14 protein-coding genes are annotated in these 14,069 nt (G+C 72.1%); 8 read left to right on the forward strand and 6 right to left on the reverse strand.

Going from position 1 to position 14,069, the window contains the following annotated elements; all coding sequences use genetic code 11:
- Positions 1-31: 31 nt before the first annotated feature.
- Together ACKUB9_RS12060 and ACKUB9_RS12065 are read right to left on the reverse strand one after the other, a co-directional pair.
- On the reverse strand, positions 32-1,009 hold the full coding sequence (locus ACKUB9_RS12060; protein WP_407522193.1) for a copper chaperone PCu(A)C domain-containing protein: 978 nt from the start codon (positions 1,007-1,009) through the stop codon (positions 32-34).
- A 60-nt stretch (positions 1,010-1,069) separates the two neighbouring features.
- Positions 1,070-1,429, reverse strand: coding sequence for a hypothetical protein (locus ACKUB9_RS12065; RefSeq protein ID WP_407522195.1), 360 nt, complete (start codon positions 1,427-1,429; stop codon positions 1,070-1,072).
- Between the two features lie 326 nt (positions 1,430-1,755).
- On the opposite strand from ACKUB9_RS12065, the gene ACKUB9_RS12070 reads away from it, so the two are divergent.
- The 7 genes from ACKUB9_RS12070 to ACKUB9_RS12100 all read left to right on the forward strand — a co-directional run bounded on the left by ACKUB9_RS12070 (position 1,756) and on the right by ACKUB9_RS12100 (position 7,888).
- Positions 1,756-3,033 (forward strand): L,D-transpeptidase family protein, encoded by a 1,278-nt coding sequence (locus ACKUB9_RS12070; RefSeq protein ID WP_407522197.1) that lies wholly within the window; start codon positions 1,756-1,758, stop codon positions 3,031-3,033.
- Positions 3,034-3,110: 77 nt separating this feature from the next.
- A complete protein-coding gene (locus tag ACKUB9_RS12075; RefSeq protein ID WP_407522199.1) occupies positions 3,111-3,332 on the forward strand; it encodes a SlyX family protein in 222 nt (73 codons plus the stop codon).
- Positions 3,333-3,621: 289 nt separating this feature from the next.
- Positions 3,622-4,923 carry a serine hydroxymethyltransferase gene (glyA, locus tag ACKUB9_RS12080; protein WP_407522201.1) on the forward strand — a complete coding sequence of 434 codons (1,302 nt, stop codon included), beginning with the start codon at positions 3,622-3,624 and terminating at the stop codon, positions 4,921-4,923.
- 114 nt (positions 4,924-5,037) lie between these two features.
- A complete protein-coding gene (nrdR, locus tag ACKUB9_RS12085; RefSeq protein ID WP_407522203.1) occupies positions 5,038-5,628 on the forward strand; it encodes a transcriptional regulator NrdR in 591 nt (196 codons plus the stop codon).
- 26 nt (positions 5,629-5,654) lie between these two features.
- Positions 5,655-6,728 carry a bifunctional diaminohydroxyphosphoribosylaminopyrimidine deaminase/5-amino-6-(5-phosphoribosylamino)uracil reductase RibD gene (gene ribD / locus ACKUB9_RS12090; RefSeq protein ID WP_407522433.1) on the forward strand — a complete coding sequence of 358 codons (1,074 nt, stop codon included), beginning with the start codon at positions 5,655-5,657 and terminating at the stop codon, positions 6,726-6,728.
- Positions 6,729-6,730: 2 nt separating this feature from the next.
- Positions 6,731-7,375, forward strand: coding sequence for a riboflavin synthase (locus ACKUB9_RS12095; RefSeq protein ID WP_407522205.1), 645 nt, complete (start codon positions 6,731-6,733; stop codon positions 7,373-7,375).
- A gap of 99 nt (positions 7,376-7,474) precedes the next feature.
- Positions 7,475-7,888: a nucleotidyltransferase domain-containing protein gene (locus ACKUB9_RS12100; RefSeq protein WP_407522208.1), complete on the forward strand. Its 414-nt coding sequence runs from the start codon at positions 7,475-7,477 to the stop codon at positions 7,886-7,888.
- A gap of 177 nt (positions 7,889-8,065) precedes the next feature.
- Here ACKUB9_RS12100 and ACKUB9_RS12105 read toward each other — a convergent pair whose 3' ends face one another.
- From ACKUB9_RS12105 to ribH, 4 genes are all read right to left on the reverse strand, one after another.
- The gene (locus ACKUB9_RS12105; protein WP_407522210.1) at positions 8,066-10,207 is read right to left on the reverse strand and encodes a sodium-translocating pyrophosphatase; all 2,142 of its coding nucleotides are present in this window, start codon (positions 10,205-10,207) and stop codon (positions 8,066-8,068) included.
- 219 nt (positions 10,208-10,426) lie between these two features.
- Positions 10,427-11,425 (reverse strand): thiamine-phosphate kinase, encoded by a 999-nt coding sequence (gene thiL / locus ACKUB9_RS12110; RefSeq protein WP_407522212.1) that lies wholly within the window; start codon positions 11,423-11,425, stop codon positions 10,427-10,429.
- A gap of 6 nt (positions 11,426-11,431) precedes the next feature.
- Positions 11,432-11,902 (reverse strand): transcription antitermination factor NusB, encoded by a 471-nt coding sequence (gene nusB / locus ACKUB9_RS12115; protein ID WP_407522214.1) that lies wholly within the window; start codon positions 11,900-11,902, stop codon positions 11,432-11,434.
- Positions 11,899-12,456 carry a 6,7-dimethyl-8-ribityllumazine synthase gene (ribH, locus tag ACKUB9_RS12120; RefSeq protein WP_407522216.1) on the reverse strand — a complete coding sequence of 186 codons (558 nt, stop codon included), beginning with the start codon at positions 12,454-12,456 and terminating at the stop codon, positions 11,899-11,901. The genes nusB and ribH overlap by 4 nt, the downstream gene beginning before the upstream one ends.
- Before the next feature lie 301 nt (positions 12,457-12,757).
- On the opposite strand from ribH, the gene ACKUB9_RS12125 reads away from it, so the two are divergent.
- The gene (locus ACKUB9_RS12125) at positions 12,758-14,044 is read left to right on the forward strand and encodes an MFS transporter (protein ID WP_407522218.1); all 1,287 of its coding nucleotides are present in this window, start codon (positions 12,758-12,760) and stop codon (positions 14,042-14,044) included.
- Positions 14,045-14,069 lie beyond the last annotated feature (25 nt).

Below are 14,069 nucleotides of genomic sequence, written 5' to 3' on the forward strand. Positions count from 1 at the left end.
GGAGACACCCGCGCCTCATGCGGCGGTCGCCTCAGTGGTGGTGGTGCCCGTCCGCGGCGGGGGCCGACGTCCCGCCCGGTCCCGCCGCCCCGATCGCCCCGACCGCGAAGCGCACCGGCACGGTGCCGGCCCGCTCGAAGGTGAGCGTGCCCTCGACCGTCGCGCCCGCCTTCACCGGCTCCTTCAGGTCGAGGAACATCAGGTGGTAGCCGCCGGGCTTCAGCTCGACGGTCTCGCCGGGCTTGATCGTCAGCCCGGCCTCCAGCGGGGCCATGCGCATCACGCCGCCGGTGTTGGACATCTCGTGCACCTCGCCGCGGCCCGCGAGCGGGATCGCGGCGCTGACCAGCCGGTCGGGGGCGCTGCCGCCGTTGGTGATGCGCAGATAGCCCCCCGCCACCTTGGCGCCGCCCGGCGTGGCGCGCATCCAGGGCTGCGCGATGGCAAGGTCACCCGCCTTGACGACCGCCGCGGGGGCAGTCGTGGGCGCGGCCTGTGCGGCGGCGACGATCCGCACGCCCGGCGCCGGGGACTTCAGGCTCCGCGCACTCTGCCCGGCCGCCGGGATCTCGCTCCAGGCGTGGCTGCCTTCCGGGCAGTCCTGGCGCACCGGGAAGTAGACCGTCTCGCCAGGCGCGAAGGCGTCCGTGACCCGGGCCTGAAACACGAACTCGTCGAACTGGTCGTCGGGCAGGCTGCCGCCGCTCCAGCTGATCTCCCGCACGCCCTCGCGCAGTTCGCCGTGATAGTGCGGGTAGGCGCGGGCGTAGGGGCCCTTCACCGTCGCGAGGGTCCAGCCCGGCTTCGGCATCGGCTTGGCGGCGATCACCCCCTCCGGCACCGTCACGGTGACGCGGGTGGTGGGCTGGCCCTGGCAGCCGTGGCCGATCTGCACGACGGCGCGGTAGGACTGGTTCGGGCTCGCCTCGCCGCGCTCCAGCACGGCATGGGCGAGAGCGGGGGACGAGAGGGCGGCCGCGCAGAGGGCGCCCGTGAGGAGAGAACGCATGGGGTCGGGTCCGTTCGCATGAGGCAAGGGGGACGCGGCCCAAACGGGCCGCGCGGGCGCTCAGGCGGACGGGGGACCTCGGGCAGTGGCGGCGCGCTGCGGCGGGCCGCGGGCCGGCAGGGCAGGGTGCCGGGCCCACGCGACGCGCAGCACGGTGCGGGCGGGCCACGCCGCCTGCGCGGCGGGCGGGGCCAGCAGCGGCAGGCCCGGGCAGGAGACGGTGCAGCACGGATGCGCCGCGTGAGGGGCGGGCGCCTCCTCGCCGGGGAGGTGCGTGGCGCAGATGATCCCGGCCGCCGCGGCGGCCGGGACCGGGCTCAGGCCGGCCAGGAAGGCCTGGAGCACGAGCCCGTAGAGCGCGAGCAGAGCCGCGAGCGCGCGCAGGCGCTCCGACCGCTTCCCATGCCGCTCCGTCCTCATGACGGAGGTGTTACCGCAAGCCGCCCTCGTTCCGCCACGGTCGCGACGGTCGCAGGCGGGGGAGACGCCTGCATCCGCAGGGGATTGTGGCCGCGGGGACGCAGTCCACACCTATCCGGCGGCACGCGGCAGCGCTTGGCCGGCCCGCCACATTCTGGCCCGCTCCTCATGGGTTCTTAACGCCACTCCGACACGGTCGCGCAGGAATGCCGGCCGGGCTCCCCGACCCGGCACCCTGCCTGCGATCCCCCTCCTTCCCCACGGGACCCCGCCTTACCCGAGGGTCACGCCCCAAGGTTCACCTCAGGATCACGAGCTTGCCTCCCATGCTGACACGCGCTTCCCTCCGCGGTTCGCTCGGCCTGGCGCTGCTGGCCGCCGCCCTCCCGGCCGCGGCCGAGGAGCGCGGCCTGCCCCAGGCCGAATGGGCGCAGAACTACGATTCCGCCTCCACGATGCGGGTCCAGCGCTCGAACACGCCGATCCTCTCGCCCCAGACGCTGGCCGCCACCGAGCAGATGCTCGAGCGCTACCGCGACATCGTGGGCCGCGGCGGCTGGCAATCCGTCTCCGGCTCCGAGCGCCTGCGCCTCGGCGCCAAGAGCCCGACGGTGGCGGCGCTGCGCCAGCGCCTGATCGCGTCGGGCGACCTCGACCCGGCCGCCGGCTCCTCGCCGGTCTACGATTCCTACGTCGAGGCGGGGGTGCGCCGCTTCCAGGCCCGGCACGGCCTCAACCAGACCGGGTCGATGAACATCACGACCGTGCAGGCCATGAACGTGCCGGCCGACGTGCGGCTGCGCCAGCTCGAACTCAACGCGGTGCGCCTGCGCTCCTACTCGGGCAACCTCGGGGGGCGCTACGTCATCGTCAACATCCCGGCGGCGCTGGTCGAGACGGTGGAGGGCGATCACGTCGCCACCCGTCACGCCGCCGGCGTCGGCAAGATCGACCGGCAGTCGCCGGTCATGAACGCCAAGATCCAGGAGGTGAACTTCAACCCCTACTGGACCGTGCCGGCCTCGATCATCAAGAAGGACCTGATCCCGAAGATGCAGAAGGAGCCGTCGTACCTGACGGACAACAAGATCCGCATCTTCGACGGCGACCGCGAGATCCCGCCCTCCCAGGTCAACTGGCGCTCCGACGAGGCGACCCGCTACCGCTTCCGCCAGGATCCGGGCGTCGACCTCAACTCGATGGGCTTCGTGCGGATCAACATTCCGAACCCGCACGGCGTCTACATGCACGACACGCCGGCCAAGGGCATCTTCGGCGACGATTTCCGCTTCGTGTCCTCGGGCTGCGTGCGCGTCCAGAACGTGCGCGACTACGTCGCCTGGATCCTCCAGGGCACCCCGAACGGCAACCCGGAGACGATCGAGGCCATCATCCAGGGCGGCCAGCGCGTCGATGCCCGCCCGGTGGCGCCGATCCCGGTCTACTGGACCTACATCACCGCGTGGTCCACGCCGGACGGCCTCGTGCAGTTCCGCGACGACATCTACAAGCGCGACGGCGTGGGCGCTCCCACCGCCGCGATGACCGCCGCCGCGCAGGGCCCGCGCAACTTCAACCCCGACGAGGACGATCAGACCAACTGATCGCGCGTTCTCCTCGCACCCCGTCTGACGCGGCCCGGGCGACCCCCGGGCCGTTCCCTTTTCGGCGATCCGCTCCCATGCCCGACGACGCGTCCCCGCCCGCTCCCCGCCTCGACGAGGTCGAGATCCGCCTCACCCATCAGGAGCGCACGATCGAGGAGCTCAGCCGCACCGTCGCCGAGCAATGGGCGCGCATCGACGGGCTGACGCGGCAGGTCGCCGCCCTGAGCGAGCGCCTGCGGGAGATGGCCGAGCGCCCGGCCTCCGCCGCGCCCGAGCCGCCTCCGCCCCATTACTGATCCGGGCGGCGCAAGTTTTTCTGCAGGGCCATTAAGTTTTTCTATCTCTTGGCTTCCTTGACTTAAAACGGGTTGAGGCAGTACCACGATCGGCACGTTTCGGGCGTCCGCCGCTCCAGCTCATCCGCGCCGCCATTCTCCCGCGCGCCTGGAACCGTCCAGGCGCTCTTGCGGCGAGGCGGTGCGCCGCGTTGGCCGGTCTTCCGGCCGCGTGTAAAAACCGGCCGGCGGAAGGCCTGACCGACAACAAGCCGTCCGTGGGACGAAACTCTCAACCGTCGAGGTCAACATGAGCGCGGGCACCGCCAAGTCTTCCCTGTCGAACTCGTTCTTCTCGGCCCCGCTGGCCGACGTCGATCCCGAACTCGCCCGCGCGGTCGATCAAGAGCTGGGCCGGCAGCAGCACGAGATCGAGTTGATCGCCTCCGAGAACATCGTGTCGCGGGCGGTGCTGGAGGCGCAGGGCTCGGTTCTCACCAACAAGTACGCGGAAGGCTATCCGGGCCGGCGCTACTACGGCGGCTGCCAGTTCGTGGACGTGGCCGAGAACCTCGCCATCGACCGGGCCAAGCGCCTGTTCGGCTGCGAGTTCGCCAACGTGCAGCCGAATTCCGGCTCCCAGGCGAACCAGGCCGTGTTCATGGCCACCATGCAGCCCGGCGACACCTTCCTGGGCCTCGACCTCGCGGCCGGCGGCCACCTCACCCACGGGGCGCCCCCGAACGTGTCGGGCAAGTGGTTCAAGCCGGTCTCCTACACGGTGCGGCGCGAGGACCAGCGCCTCGACATGGAGCAGGTCGCCAAGCTCGCCGAGGAGCACCGGCCCAAGGTCATCATCGCGGGCGGCTCGGGCTATCCGCGCCACTGGGACTTCGCCAAGTTCCGCGAGATCGCCGACAGCGTCGGCGCGGTGTTCTTCGTCGACATGGCCCACTTCGCGGGTCTGGTGGCGGGCGGCGTGCATCCCTCGCCGTTCCCCCACGCCCACGTGGTCACCACGACGACGCACAAGACCCTGCGCGGCCCGCGCGGCGGCATGGTGCTGACGAACGACGAGGCGCTGGCCAAGAAGATCAACTCGGCGGTGTTCCCCGGCCTCCAGGGCGGTCCGCTGATGCACGTCATCGCCGGCAAGGCGGTGGCCTTCGGCGAGGCGCTCAAGCCCGAGTTCAAGATCTACGCCAAGCAGGTGGTGGAGAACGCCCGCGCGCTGGCCGACACGATCATCTCGGGCGGCTTCGACATCACCACGGGCGGCACCGACAACCACCTGATGCTGGTGGACCTGCGGGCCAAGAGCGTCACCGGCAAGGCCGCCGAGGCCGCGCTCTCGCGGGCCGGCATCACCTGCAACAAGAACGGCGTGCCGTTCGACCCGCAGAAGCCCACCGTGACCTCCGGCATCCGCCTGGGCACCCCGGCCGCCACCTCGCGCGGCTTCGGCGTGGCCGAGTTCAAGAAGGTCGGGGAGCTCATCGTCACGGTGCTCGACGGCGTCGCCCGCAACGGCGAGGCCGGCGATCCCGCCGCCGAGGAGAAGGTCGGGCAGGAGGTCCGTGCGCTGACCGACCGCTTCCCCATCTACGGCTGATCGATTACACGCCTTGGAACGGCCGGGCTCGTGCGAGCGAGCCCGGCCGTTTCCGTTTGATCGCGCGTGGCCGCCCGGGCGGGGGCGGGGCGCCTTGGAGAGGTTGGGCGGCCGATGCGGTGCCCCTACTGCGGCGGCCTCGACACGCAGGTGAAGGATTCGCGGCCGAGCGACGATGCCTCGGCCATCCGGCGGCGCCGGATCTGCCCGGATTGCGGCGGGCGCTTCACCACCTTCGAGCGCGTCCAGTTGCGCGAACTCACCGTCGTGAAGCGGTCCGGCCGCAAGGTGCCGTTCGACCGCGACAAGCTGCAGCGCTCTGTCGACGTGGCCCTGCGCAAGCGCTCGGCCGATCCGGAGCGGGTCGAGCGGCTGGTGAGCGGCATCACCCGGCAGCTGGAGAGCGCGGGCGAGCCGGAGGTGACGAGCGAGGCCATCGGCGAACTCGTCATGGAGGGGCTGAAAGGCCTCGACGACGTCGCCTACGTGCGCTTCGCCTCGGTCTACAAGAATTTCCGCGAGGCCCGCGACTTCGAGGAACTGCTCGGGCGTCTCAACGCCGACCAACAGGTCGGTGCCGATCAGCAGATCGGTGCCGACCAGCAGATCGATGCCGATCCGCCGGCGGGCGCCGGGACGGTGAGCGCCGAGGGGGCGGGCAGGGGCGGGGAGGCGCCGGCGCGGCGCGCCCGGTCGCGGGCGTGAGCGCGTCCGACGCCGACCGGCGCTCCATGCGGCTGGCGCTCGCCCTCGGGCGGCGTCATCTCGGGCGCACGTGGCCGAACCCGTCCGTCGGGGCGGTAATCGTCGCGGGGCCGCCGGGCGCGGAGCGCATCGTGGCGCAGGGCGTGACGCAGCCGGGCGGGCGCCCGCATGCGGAGCGCATCGCGCTGGCCGAGGCGGGTCCGGCGGCCCGGGGCGCCACTCTCTACGTCACCCTGGAACCCTGCTCGCACCACGGCCGCACCGCGCCCTGCGCCGACGCGGTCATCGCCGCCGGCATCGCCCGGGTGGTGAGCGCCATGGACGACCCCGACCCGCGGGTCGCGGGACGCGGCCACGCCCGGCTGCGGGCGGCGGGCATCGCCGTCACGGTCGGCGTGCTGGGCGAGGAGGCCCGGCGCGATCATCGCGGCCATGTCGCCCGCGTGATCGAGAACCGCCCGGCGCTTCAGCTCAAGCTCGCCCGCACCTCGGACGGCTTCGCGGCCGGCGGGCCGGACCGGCTCCTGATCACCGGCCCGCTCGCGAACGCGCGGGTCCACCTGCTGCGCGCGCACGCGGACGCCATCATGGTCGGCGTCGGCACGCTCATCGCTGACGACCCCGAACTCACCGTGCGCCTCCCGGGCCTTGAAGGCCGCTCGCCGCTGCGCGTCGTCCTCGATTCGCAGCTGCGCACCCCGCCCTCGGCGCGCCTCCTGGGCGACCGGCGCGTGCCGACGCTGATCCTGGCCGCCGAGGATGCGCCCGAGGCCGCCGAGCGGAGTCTGGCGGCGGCCGGCGCCGAGGTGCGGCGCCTCCCCGGTGCCGGGCGGCTCGCCCTGCCGGCGGCCCTCGCGGCTCTGGCCCGGCACGGCCTCACCCGGATCTTTTGCGAGGGCGGGCCGACCCTGGCCGACGCGCTGGCGCGCGACGGCCTGATCGATGCCTGCCTCCTCATCACCGGGGCGCGGCCCCTCGGGATGCCGGGCCTGCCGGCCGTCGGGCCGCACCTCGCCGCCCTGCTCGCCTCGAACGGGCTGCGGCCCGCGGGCGAGGAGCGGGTCGGCCCGGACCTCTTCACGGCCTACGAGCGGAGCTGACCATGTTCACCGGCCTCGTGACGGATGTCGGACGCGTGACCGCCGTGGACGGCGGCGAGCGCCTGCGCCGCATCACCATCGCATCCGCCTACGATCCGGCCTCGATCGCGCTCGGCGCCTCGATCGCCTGCGGCGGCCCCTGCCTCACCGCGGTGGCGGTGGAGCCGCACGGCAGCGGCTGCCGCTTCACGGTGGATGCCGCCGCCGAGACGCTCGCGCGCACCAGCGTGGGGACCTGGGTGCCGGGCACACGGGTCAACCTGGAGCGTTCCTTGAGGCTCGGCGACGAACTCGGCGGCCACCTCGTCACCGGCCACGTGGACGGGCTCGCCGAGATCGTGGCGCGCGAGGCGGTGACGGGCCAGGAGGGCGACCAATGGGCGCCGAGCGACCGCTTCGTGCTGCGCGCGCCGGCGGCCCTCTCGCGCTTCATCGCCGAGAAGGGATCGGTCTGCCTCGACGGGACATCGCTCACGGTGAACGGGGTCGAGGGCGACACCTTCACGGTGCTGCTGATCCCGCACACGCTGGCGGTGACCACCTGGGGCGAGCGGCGGGTCGGCGACCGGATCAACCTGGAGGTCGACCTGATCGCCCGCTACGCGGCCCGGCTGACGGAGGCGCACGCGGCGCTGACGGCGCGATAGGTCCCGCGCCTGTCAGGCGGCCGGGAAGGCGGCGCTTCCGAACCAAGCCCGCCGCGACGGCGGCATCCCCGTCCCTCGGCGCGCTCCCGGGTGCCAGGGATGGCGCTCGGACGTGCCGACCACTATCTCTTGAGGCCGACGAAGCGTGGACGCGCCATGGTCGAGCCGACGTCTCTCTCGCAGCTCATTCCCAGGACGGCGGAGTTCCCGGAACTCGGGACGCTCTTGGAGCGGATCAAGGCGGTCTACCGGCCCGAGGCGGTTCTGCTGTTCGGGAGCCGCGCCCGCGGCACGGCCAAACAGGACAGCGACTGGGACGTGCTCGTCCTGCTGCCCGACGATGCCGACGAACGGATGCTGGACCCACTCCTCGGATACGAGACGCAGCAGGGCAGCGGCGTGTTCGCCGACGTGCTCTGCTCCTTCAAGACGGAGTTCCTGCGGGACGCCGCGGTCGCCAATTCGAGGACGCGAGAGATCATGGACCATGCCGTCCGGATCGGAACCCACTAGCCTTCACATCGCCAACACCCTCCGGTTGGCGGACCGGGACTTGAAGGATGCGAACCTGCTGCACGGGTGCAGGCAGCAAGGGCCGCCCCGCTGCGCGGAACGGCCCCGCTTCATGTCGATCCGGCTCGATGCTGGAGTGTGGAGCGAGAGGGCGGGCCATGGAAGCCCGCCCCACGGTCAGCTGTGGGCGAGGATCGCCAGCAGCAGGAGCGCGATGATGTTGGTGATCTTGATCGCCGGGTTCACGGCCGGGCCAGCGGTGTCCTTGTAGGGATCGCCGACGGTGTCGCCGGTCACCGCCGCCTTGTGGGCGTCGGAGCCCTTGCCGCCGTGGTGGCCGTCCTCGATGTACTTCTTGGCGTTGTCCCAGGCGCCGCCGCCGGAGGTCATCGAGATCGCCACGTAGAGGCCGGTCAGGATCACGCCGAGCAGCATCGCGCCCACCGCCGCGAAGGCCTGCCCCTTGCCGGCGATGAGGTAGATCGCGAAGTACAGCGCCACCGGCGAGAGCACCGGGAGCAGCGAGGGGATCACCATCTCCTTGATCGCCGCCCGGGTCAGCATGTCGACGGCGCGGCCGTAATCCGGCCGGTCGGTGCCCTTCATGATGCCGGGTTTCTCGCGGAACTGGCGGCGCACCTCCTCGACCACCGCGCCGGCCGCGCGGCCCACCGCCGTCATGGCGATGCCGCCAAACAGGTACGGGATCAGGCCCCCGAGCAGCAGCCCCACCACCACGTAGGGGTTGGAGAGGGAGAAATCGACGGTGACGCCCCGGAAGTAGGTGTATTGCTCGGAGTTCTTGATGAAGTAGTCGAGATCCGAGGTGTAGGCGGCGAAGAGCACCAGCGCGCCGAGGCCCGCCGAGCCGATGGCGTAGCCCTTGGTGACGGCCTTGGTGGTGTTGCCCACGGCGTCGAGCGCGTCGGTCGACTTGCGCACCTCCTTGGGCAGCCCCGCCATCTCGGCGATGCCGCCCGCGTTGTCGGTGACCGGGCCGAAGGCGTCGAGCGCCACCACCACGCCCGCGAGCGCCAGCATCGCGGTGACCGCGATGGCGATGCCGAACAGGCCCGCGAGCGAGTAGGTGGCGATGATGCCGCCGACGATCACGAGGGCCGGCAGGGCGGTCGATTCGAGCGAGATCGCCAGCCCCTGGATCACGTTGGTGCCGTGGCCGGTGACCGAGGATTGCGCGATCGACTTCACCGGGCGGAAGTTCGTGCCGGTGTAGTACTCGGTGATGACGACGATGAGCGCGGTGATCACGAGGCCGATCACCGCGCACAGGAAGAGGTTGAGCGAGGTGAAGGTCGCGCCGGTGTTGGTGGTGAAGCGCGTCGCGAAGCCGCCGAACATCACGAAGTTGATCGCCGCGATCGCGCCGATGGAGAGGATGCCGGCCCCGATCAGGCCCTTGTAGAGGGCGCCCATGATCGACTGGTTGGCGCCCAGCCGCACGAAGAAGGTGCCGATGATGGAGGTGACGATGCAGGCCGCCCCGATCGCCATCGGGTAGAGCAGCATCGTCTCCAGCACGTTGCGCCCCTCGACCGCCGTCTGGCCGTTGAAGAAGATCGCGGCGAGCACCATCGTGGCGACGAGCGTCACCGCGTAGGTCTCGAACAGGTCCGCCGCCATGCCGGCGCAGTCGCCGACGTTGTCGCCGACATTGTCCGCGATGGTGGCGGGGTTGCGCGGATCGTCCTCCGGGATGCCGGCCTCGACCTTGCCGACGAGGTCGCCGCCGACGTCGGCGCCCTTGGTGAAGATGCCGCCGCCGAGACGCGCGAAGATCGAGATCAGGGAGGCGCCGAAGCCGAGCGCCACCAGCGCGTCGATGACGTCGCGGCTCGCGGGCGCCAGCCCGGCGTAGCGCGTGAGGTAGGTGTAGTAGAGCGCGACGCCGAGGAGGGCCAAGCCCGCCACCAGCATGCCGGTGACCGCCCCCGACTTGAAGGCGACGTCGAGGCCCCCGCCGAGCGACTGCGTGGCGGCCTGCGCGGTGCGCACGTTCGCCCGCACCGAGACGTTCATGCCGATGAAGCCGGCCGCGCCCGACAGCACCGCGCCGATGAGGAAGCCGATCCCCACCTTGAGGCCGAGGAAATAGGCGAGCAGGGCGAACAGCAGGATGCCGACGACCGCGATGGTGAGGTACTGGCGCCGCAGATAGGCCTGCGCACCCTCGGCGATCGCGCCCGCGATCTCCTGCATACGCTGGGTGCCGGCGTCGCGCCGCATGACGTCGTTGATCGTGAAGATACCGTAGGCAACGGCGCAGAGGCCGCCCACGATGATGAGCAGGAGTGCGGTCATTCTACCGTCCTTGATGCCGGGCTTGACCCGCAAGTGTCGACGGCCACGGTGGCGAGCGGCCCCCCGTTGCGGGTCTCCCTCCCCAGAAGCGCCGGTCGCGCGATCGCGCCGGCCTGCCGACCTTGAGTGCCAAACTTCACGGGCGAGCGCAAACGGCGCGAACGGGTCATCCGCAGGGCAACACGGGAAAAAATCGCCCCGCCCCGACGAAAGTCTTGCCTAGAAGTGGCTGAAGGAGGCCCGGCCGAAGCGGATCGGGGATCCATCGCGATCACGGAAGCGCGGCGTCCCGCGGTCCGCCGTCACGGTGCCGATGCGGGTGAGCGGCACGCCGCCCTCGGCGGCGCACGCCGTCAGCGCCGCGACCGCGGCCGGCGGCACGGCGCAGAGGATCTCGTAATCGTCGCCGCCGGTGAGCGCGGTCGCGAGGAGATCGGGCGCCTCCGCCACCGCCGCCGCGACGGCTGCCGAGAGCGGCACCGCCGCGACCTCGACCTCGGCGCTGCAGCCCGAGGCGCGCAGCATCTTGGCGAGATCGCCTGCGAGGCCGTCCGACACGTCCATGCCGGCGCGGGCATGGGCTGCGAGCGCGGGCGCCAGGGCCAGCCGGGGGCGGGGATGCAGGTAGCGGTCCGCGAGGTGGCGGCGATGCGCCTCGCCGATCGCGGCGGCCCAGGGGGCGTCCGGCTCGCGGCGCAGCCGCAATCCCAGGGCCGCGTCGCCGATGCTGCCCGAGACGAGGAGGTGGTCGCCCGCCTGCGCGGTGAACCGGCGCACCATCCGGCCGGCCGGCACCTCGCCCAAAGCCGTGATGCTCAGGAGCGTCGGCCCGGCGGCCCGCACCGTGTCGCCGCCGAGGAGCGGGCAGCCGTGGCGGGACGCGGCCTCGCCCAGGCCGGCGCAGAAGGCGGCGAGCCAGCCCTCGTCCCACCCGTCGCTGAGGGCCAGGGTGAGCAGGAACCCCCGCGGCGCCGCGCCCTTGGCGGCGAGGTCCGACAGGTTCACGCCGAGCGCCTTGATGGCGACCGAGGCGGGAGGGTCGTCGGGGAAGTAGTGGACGCCCGCCACGATCGCGTCGGCGGTGAGCACGAGGTCGTGCCCGGGGGTCGGCGTCAGCACCGCCGCATCGTCCCGCAGCCCGAGCCCGCCCGGCCCCGCGAGCGGGGCGAAGTAGCGGGCGATCAGCTCGTCCTCGCTCGGGCGGGGGAGGGCGGGCACCGGGCGTCAGCCCTCGCGGGCCGCGCCGTCGAGTTCCTCGGCCCGGGCCGCCCGCGCCACCTTGTCGAGCACGGCGTTGACGAGACCCGGCTCCTCGCCGCCGTAGAAGCTGTGGGCGACGTCGACGTATTCCGAGATCGCCACCCGCACCGGCACGTCGCGGCGGTAGATCACCTCGTAGGCGCCCGCGCGCAGGATCGCCCGCAGCACCGCCTCGACCCGGCGCAGGGGCCAGCCAGCCGAGAGGGCGCCGTCGAGGGCCTGGTCGATCGCCCGCTGCTCCTCCACCGCCCCGCGCAGCAGGTCGCGGAAGAAGGCGGTCTCGGCCGGCGGGTGCTCGACCCCGTCGACCACCTGCCCGATCCAAAAGGCCTCGAACTCAGCGAGCGCGTCGATGACGCCCTTGCCGGAAATCTCCATCTCGTAGAGCGCCTGCACGACGGCCAGGCGGGCGCCGCTGCGCTCGGCCGGTTTCATCTCGACGTGTCTCCTTCGTCTCGGGTGGGGCGGGGCGGCGTGAAGCCGATGGTGCGCTCGGCCCGCACCGCGTCCCGCGCGCGCTTGAGGCCCAGCACCGCCAGGGCCGCCTCGGCGGCGCCCCCGCCCTTGTTCATCTCGGCGACGCGGGCGCGGGCCTGCGCCTGGGCCTCGGTCTCGACCGTCAGGATGCCGTTGCCGAGCGGCAGGCGCAGCACCACCGAGAGGTCCATGAGCGCCCGCGCGCTCTCGCCCGCGACGATGTCGTAATGGCCGGTCTCGCCGCGGATCACGCAGCCGAGCGCCACCACCGCGTCGAAGGGCTTGCGCGCCCGCGCGGCGGCCTCGACCAGGATCGCCACCGTCTGGGGGATCTCCAGCGCGCCGGGCACCGTCACGACCTCGGCCTCGGCCTCGGCGGCCGCGATGGCGTCGAGGGCGCCGCGCAGGAGTTCGTCGGCGATGTCGTCGTAGTAGCGGGCTTCGACGACCAGGATGCGGGCGTCCTTGAGCGACGGGCGCTCGCTCCCGCTGTCACGGCGTGGGCTCACCATCTCGGTCTCGATCGATTGCGAAGGGTCGAACGCGCCGGCGCCCTCATCGTTGCGACGCGCGGCCCGGGGAGGGGGGAGCACTAGACCGAAGCGTCCCGGCGAACAAGCGGGTGACTGGCCTGGCGCGCTCGTCGCCGGACCGCCTTCGCGATCGCCCGTCACAGCCGCCCTCGCGCAACTGCCCTAGCGCCACCGTCCCGGCCGAACCGCCCTTGCCAAACCGCGCGCGCCCGGCCAAGGGGCGCGCGAGCCGGGCCGCCAGATCCCGGCCGCCAGACCCCGGCCGGGAGGAACGACGCCGATGACCGACCTCGAAACCCGCACGATCCGGCGCGTCAGCCGGCGGCTGATCCCGTTCCTGATCGTCTGCTACTTCGTCGCCTATCTCGACCGGGTGAACGTCGGCTTCGCGGCGCTGACGATGAACAAGGACCTGGGCCTCTCGGCCACCGCCTACGGGCTCGGCTCCGGGCTGTTCTTCCTCACCTACTTCCTGTTCGAGGTGCCCTCGAACCTCTTCCTGGAGCGGTTCGGCGCGCGGCGCTGGATCGCCCGCATCATGCTCTCCTGGGGGCTCATCTCCGGCGGCATGGCCTTCATCGGCGGCGAGACGAGCTTCTACGTGATGCGGCTCCTGCTCGGTGCGGCGGAGGCCGGGTTCTTCCCGGGCATCATCTTCTACCTCACCCTGTGGTTCCCCGCCGCCTACCGGGCGCGCATCGTCAGCGCCTTCATGGTGGCGATCCCGCTCTCCAGCCTGATCGGCGCCCCGATCTCGGGCGCACTGCTCGAACTCGACGGGCTTTTCGGCCTCAAGGGCTGGCAGTGGCTCTACCTGATCGAGGCGGCGCCGGCCGTGATCCTGTCCTTCGTCACCTTCTTCTATCTCACCGACCGGCCCGCGGACGCGACCTGGCTCGCCCCCGACGAGCGCGAGTGGCTGGAGCGGCGGATGGCCGAGGAGGAGGCGATGCGCGGGCGCGGCAGCCACCAGCCCCTCTCGCAGGCGATCTTCGAGCCGCGGGTGCTCGCCATCGCGGTGATCTATTTCGGCGCCGTGGCGCTGCTCTACGGCTTCAGCTTCTTCCTGCCGCAGATCGTCAAGGCGTTCGGCCTCACCAACTTCCAGACCGGCCTCGTCACGCTGATCCCCTACACGGCCGGCACGGTGGGCCTGCTCTACTGGGGCAAGCGCTCGGACGCCAAGCGCGAGCGGCGCTGGCACCTCGCGACCGCGCTGGCGCTCGCCTCCCTGGGGACGATCGCCGCGGCCCTCGTGGGCGACCCCATGCTCAAGATGGCGCTGTTCTCGGTCGCCGCCTTCGGCATCTTCGCGGCGCTGCCGATCGTCTGGACGCTCCCCACCGAGACCCTCACGGGCGCGGCGGCGGCTGGCGCCATCGCGGTGGTGAACTCGATCGGCAATCTCTCTGGCTTCGTCGCACCCTACGCGGTCGGCGCCATCAAGGACTGGACCGGCGATTTTTCCTGGGGCCTCATCGCCATCTCGGCCGCGGGCCTCGTGGGCATCGCGGTGGTGCTGCGTCTCGGCCACGCGAGGGCGCCCGCGCCCCGTACGGCCCCTTGAGCGGGGCAAAAAGCGGGCAGAAGGG

Source organism: Methylobacterium oryzisoli (assembly GCF_046557895.1).
Lineage (GTDB): Bacteria > Pseudomonadota > Alphaproteobacteria > Rhizobiales > Beijerinckiaceae > Methylobacterium > Methylobacterium oryzisoli.

Bases quoted from the DNA above. Each gene is read 5' to 3' on its own strand.
- ribH (WP_407522216.1), bottom strand. From the start codon at position 12,456: ATGGTGAGCCCACGCCGTGACAGCGGGAGCGAGCGCCCGTCGCTCAAG.
- nusB (WP_407522214.1), bottom strand. From the start codon at position 11,902: ATGAAACCGGCCGAGCGCAGCGGCGCCCGCCTGGCCGTCGTGCAGGCG.
- ACKUB9_RS12125 (WP_407522218.1), top strand. From the start codon at position 12,758: ATGACCGACCTCGAAACCCGCACGATCCGGCGCGTCAGCCGGCGGCTG.
- ACKUB9_RS12105 (WP_407522210.1), bottom strand. From the start codon at position 10,207: ATGACCGCACTCCTGCTCATCATCGTGGGCGGCCTCTGCGCCGTTGCC.
- ACKUB9_RS12100 (WP_407522208.1), top strand. From the start codon at position 7,475: ATGGCGCTCGGACGTGCCGACCACTATCTCTTGAGGCCGACGAAGCGT.
- ACKUB9_RS12095 (WP_407522205.1), top strand. From the start codon at position 6,731: ATGTTCACCGGCCTCGTGACGGATGTCGGACGCGTGACCGCCGTGGAC.
- nrdR (WP_407522203.1), top strand. From the start codon at position 5,038: ATGCGGTGCCCCTACTGCGGCGGCCTCGACACGCAGGTGAAGGATTCG.
- ACKUB9_RS12065 (WP_407522195.1), bottom strand. From the start codon at position 1,429: ATGAGGACGGAGCGGCATGGGAAGCGGTCGGAGCGCCTGCGCGCGCTC.
- ribD (WP_407522433.1), top strand. From the start codon at position 5,655: ATGCGGCTGGCGCTCGCCCTCGGGCGGCGTCATCTCGGGCGCACGTGG.
- ACKUB9_RS12060 (WP_407522193.1), bottom strand. From the start codon at position 1,009: ATGCGTTCTCTCCTCACGGGCGCCCTCTGCGCGGCCGCCCTCTCGTCC.
- ACKUB9_RS12070 (WP_407522197.1), top strand. From the start codon at position 1,756: ATGCTGACACGCGCTTCCCTCCGCGGTTCGCTCGGCCTGGCGCTGCTG.
- glyA (WP_407522201.1), top strand. From the start codon at position 3,622: ATGAGCGCGGGCACCGCCAAGTCTTCCCTGTCGAACTCGTTCTTCTCG.
- ACKUB9_RS12075 (WP_407522199.1), top strand. From the start codon at position 3,111: ATGCCCGACGACGCGTCCCCGCCCGCTCCCCGCCTCGACGAGGTCGAG.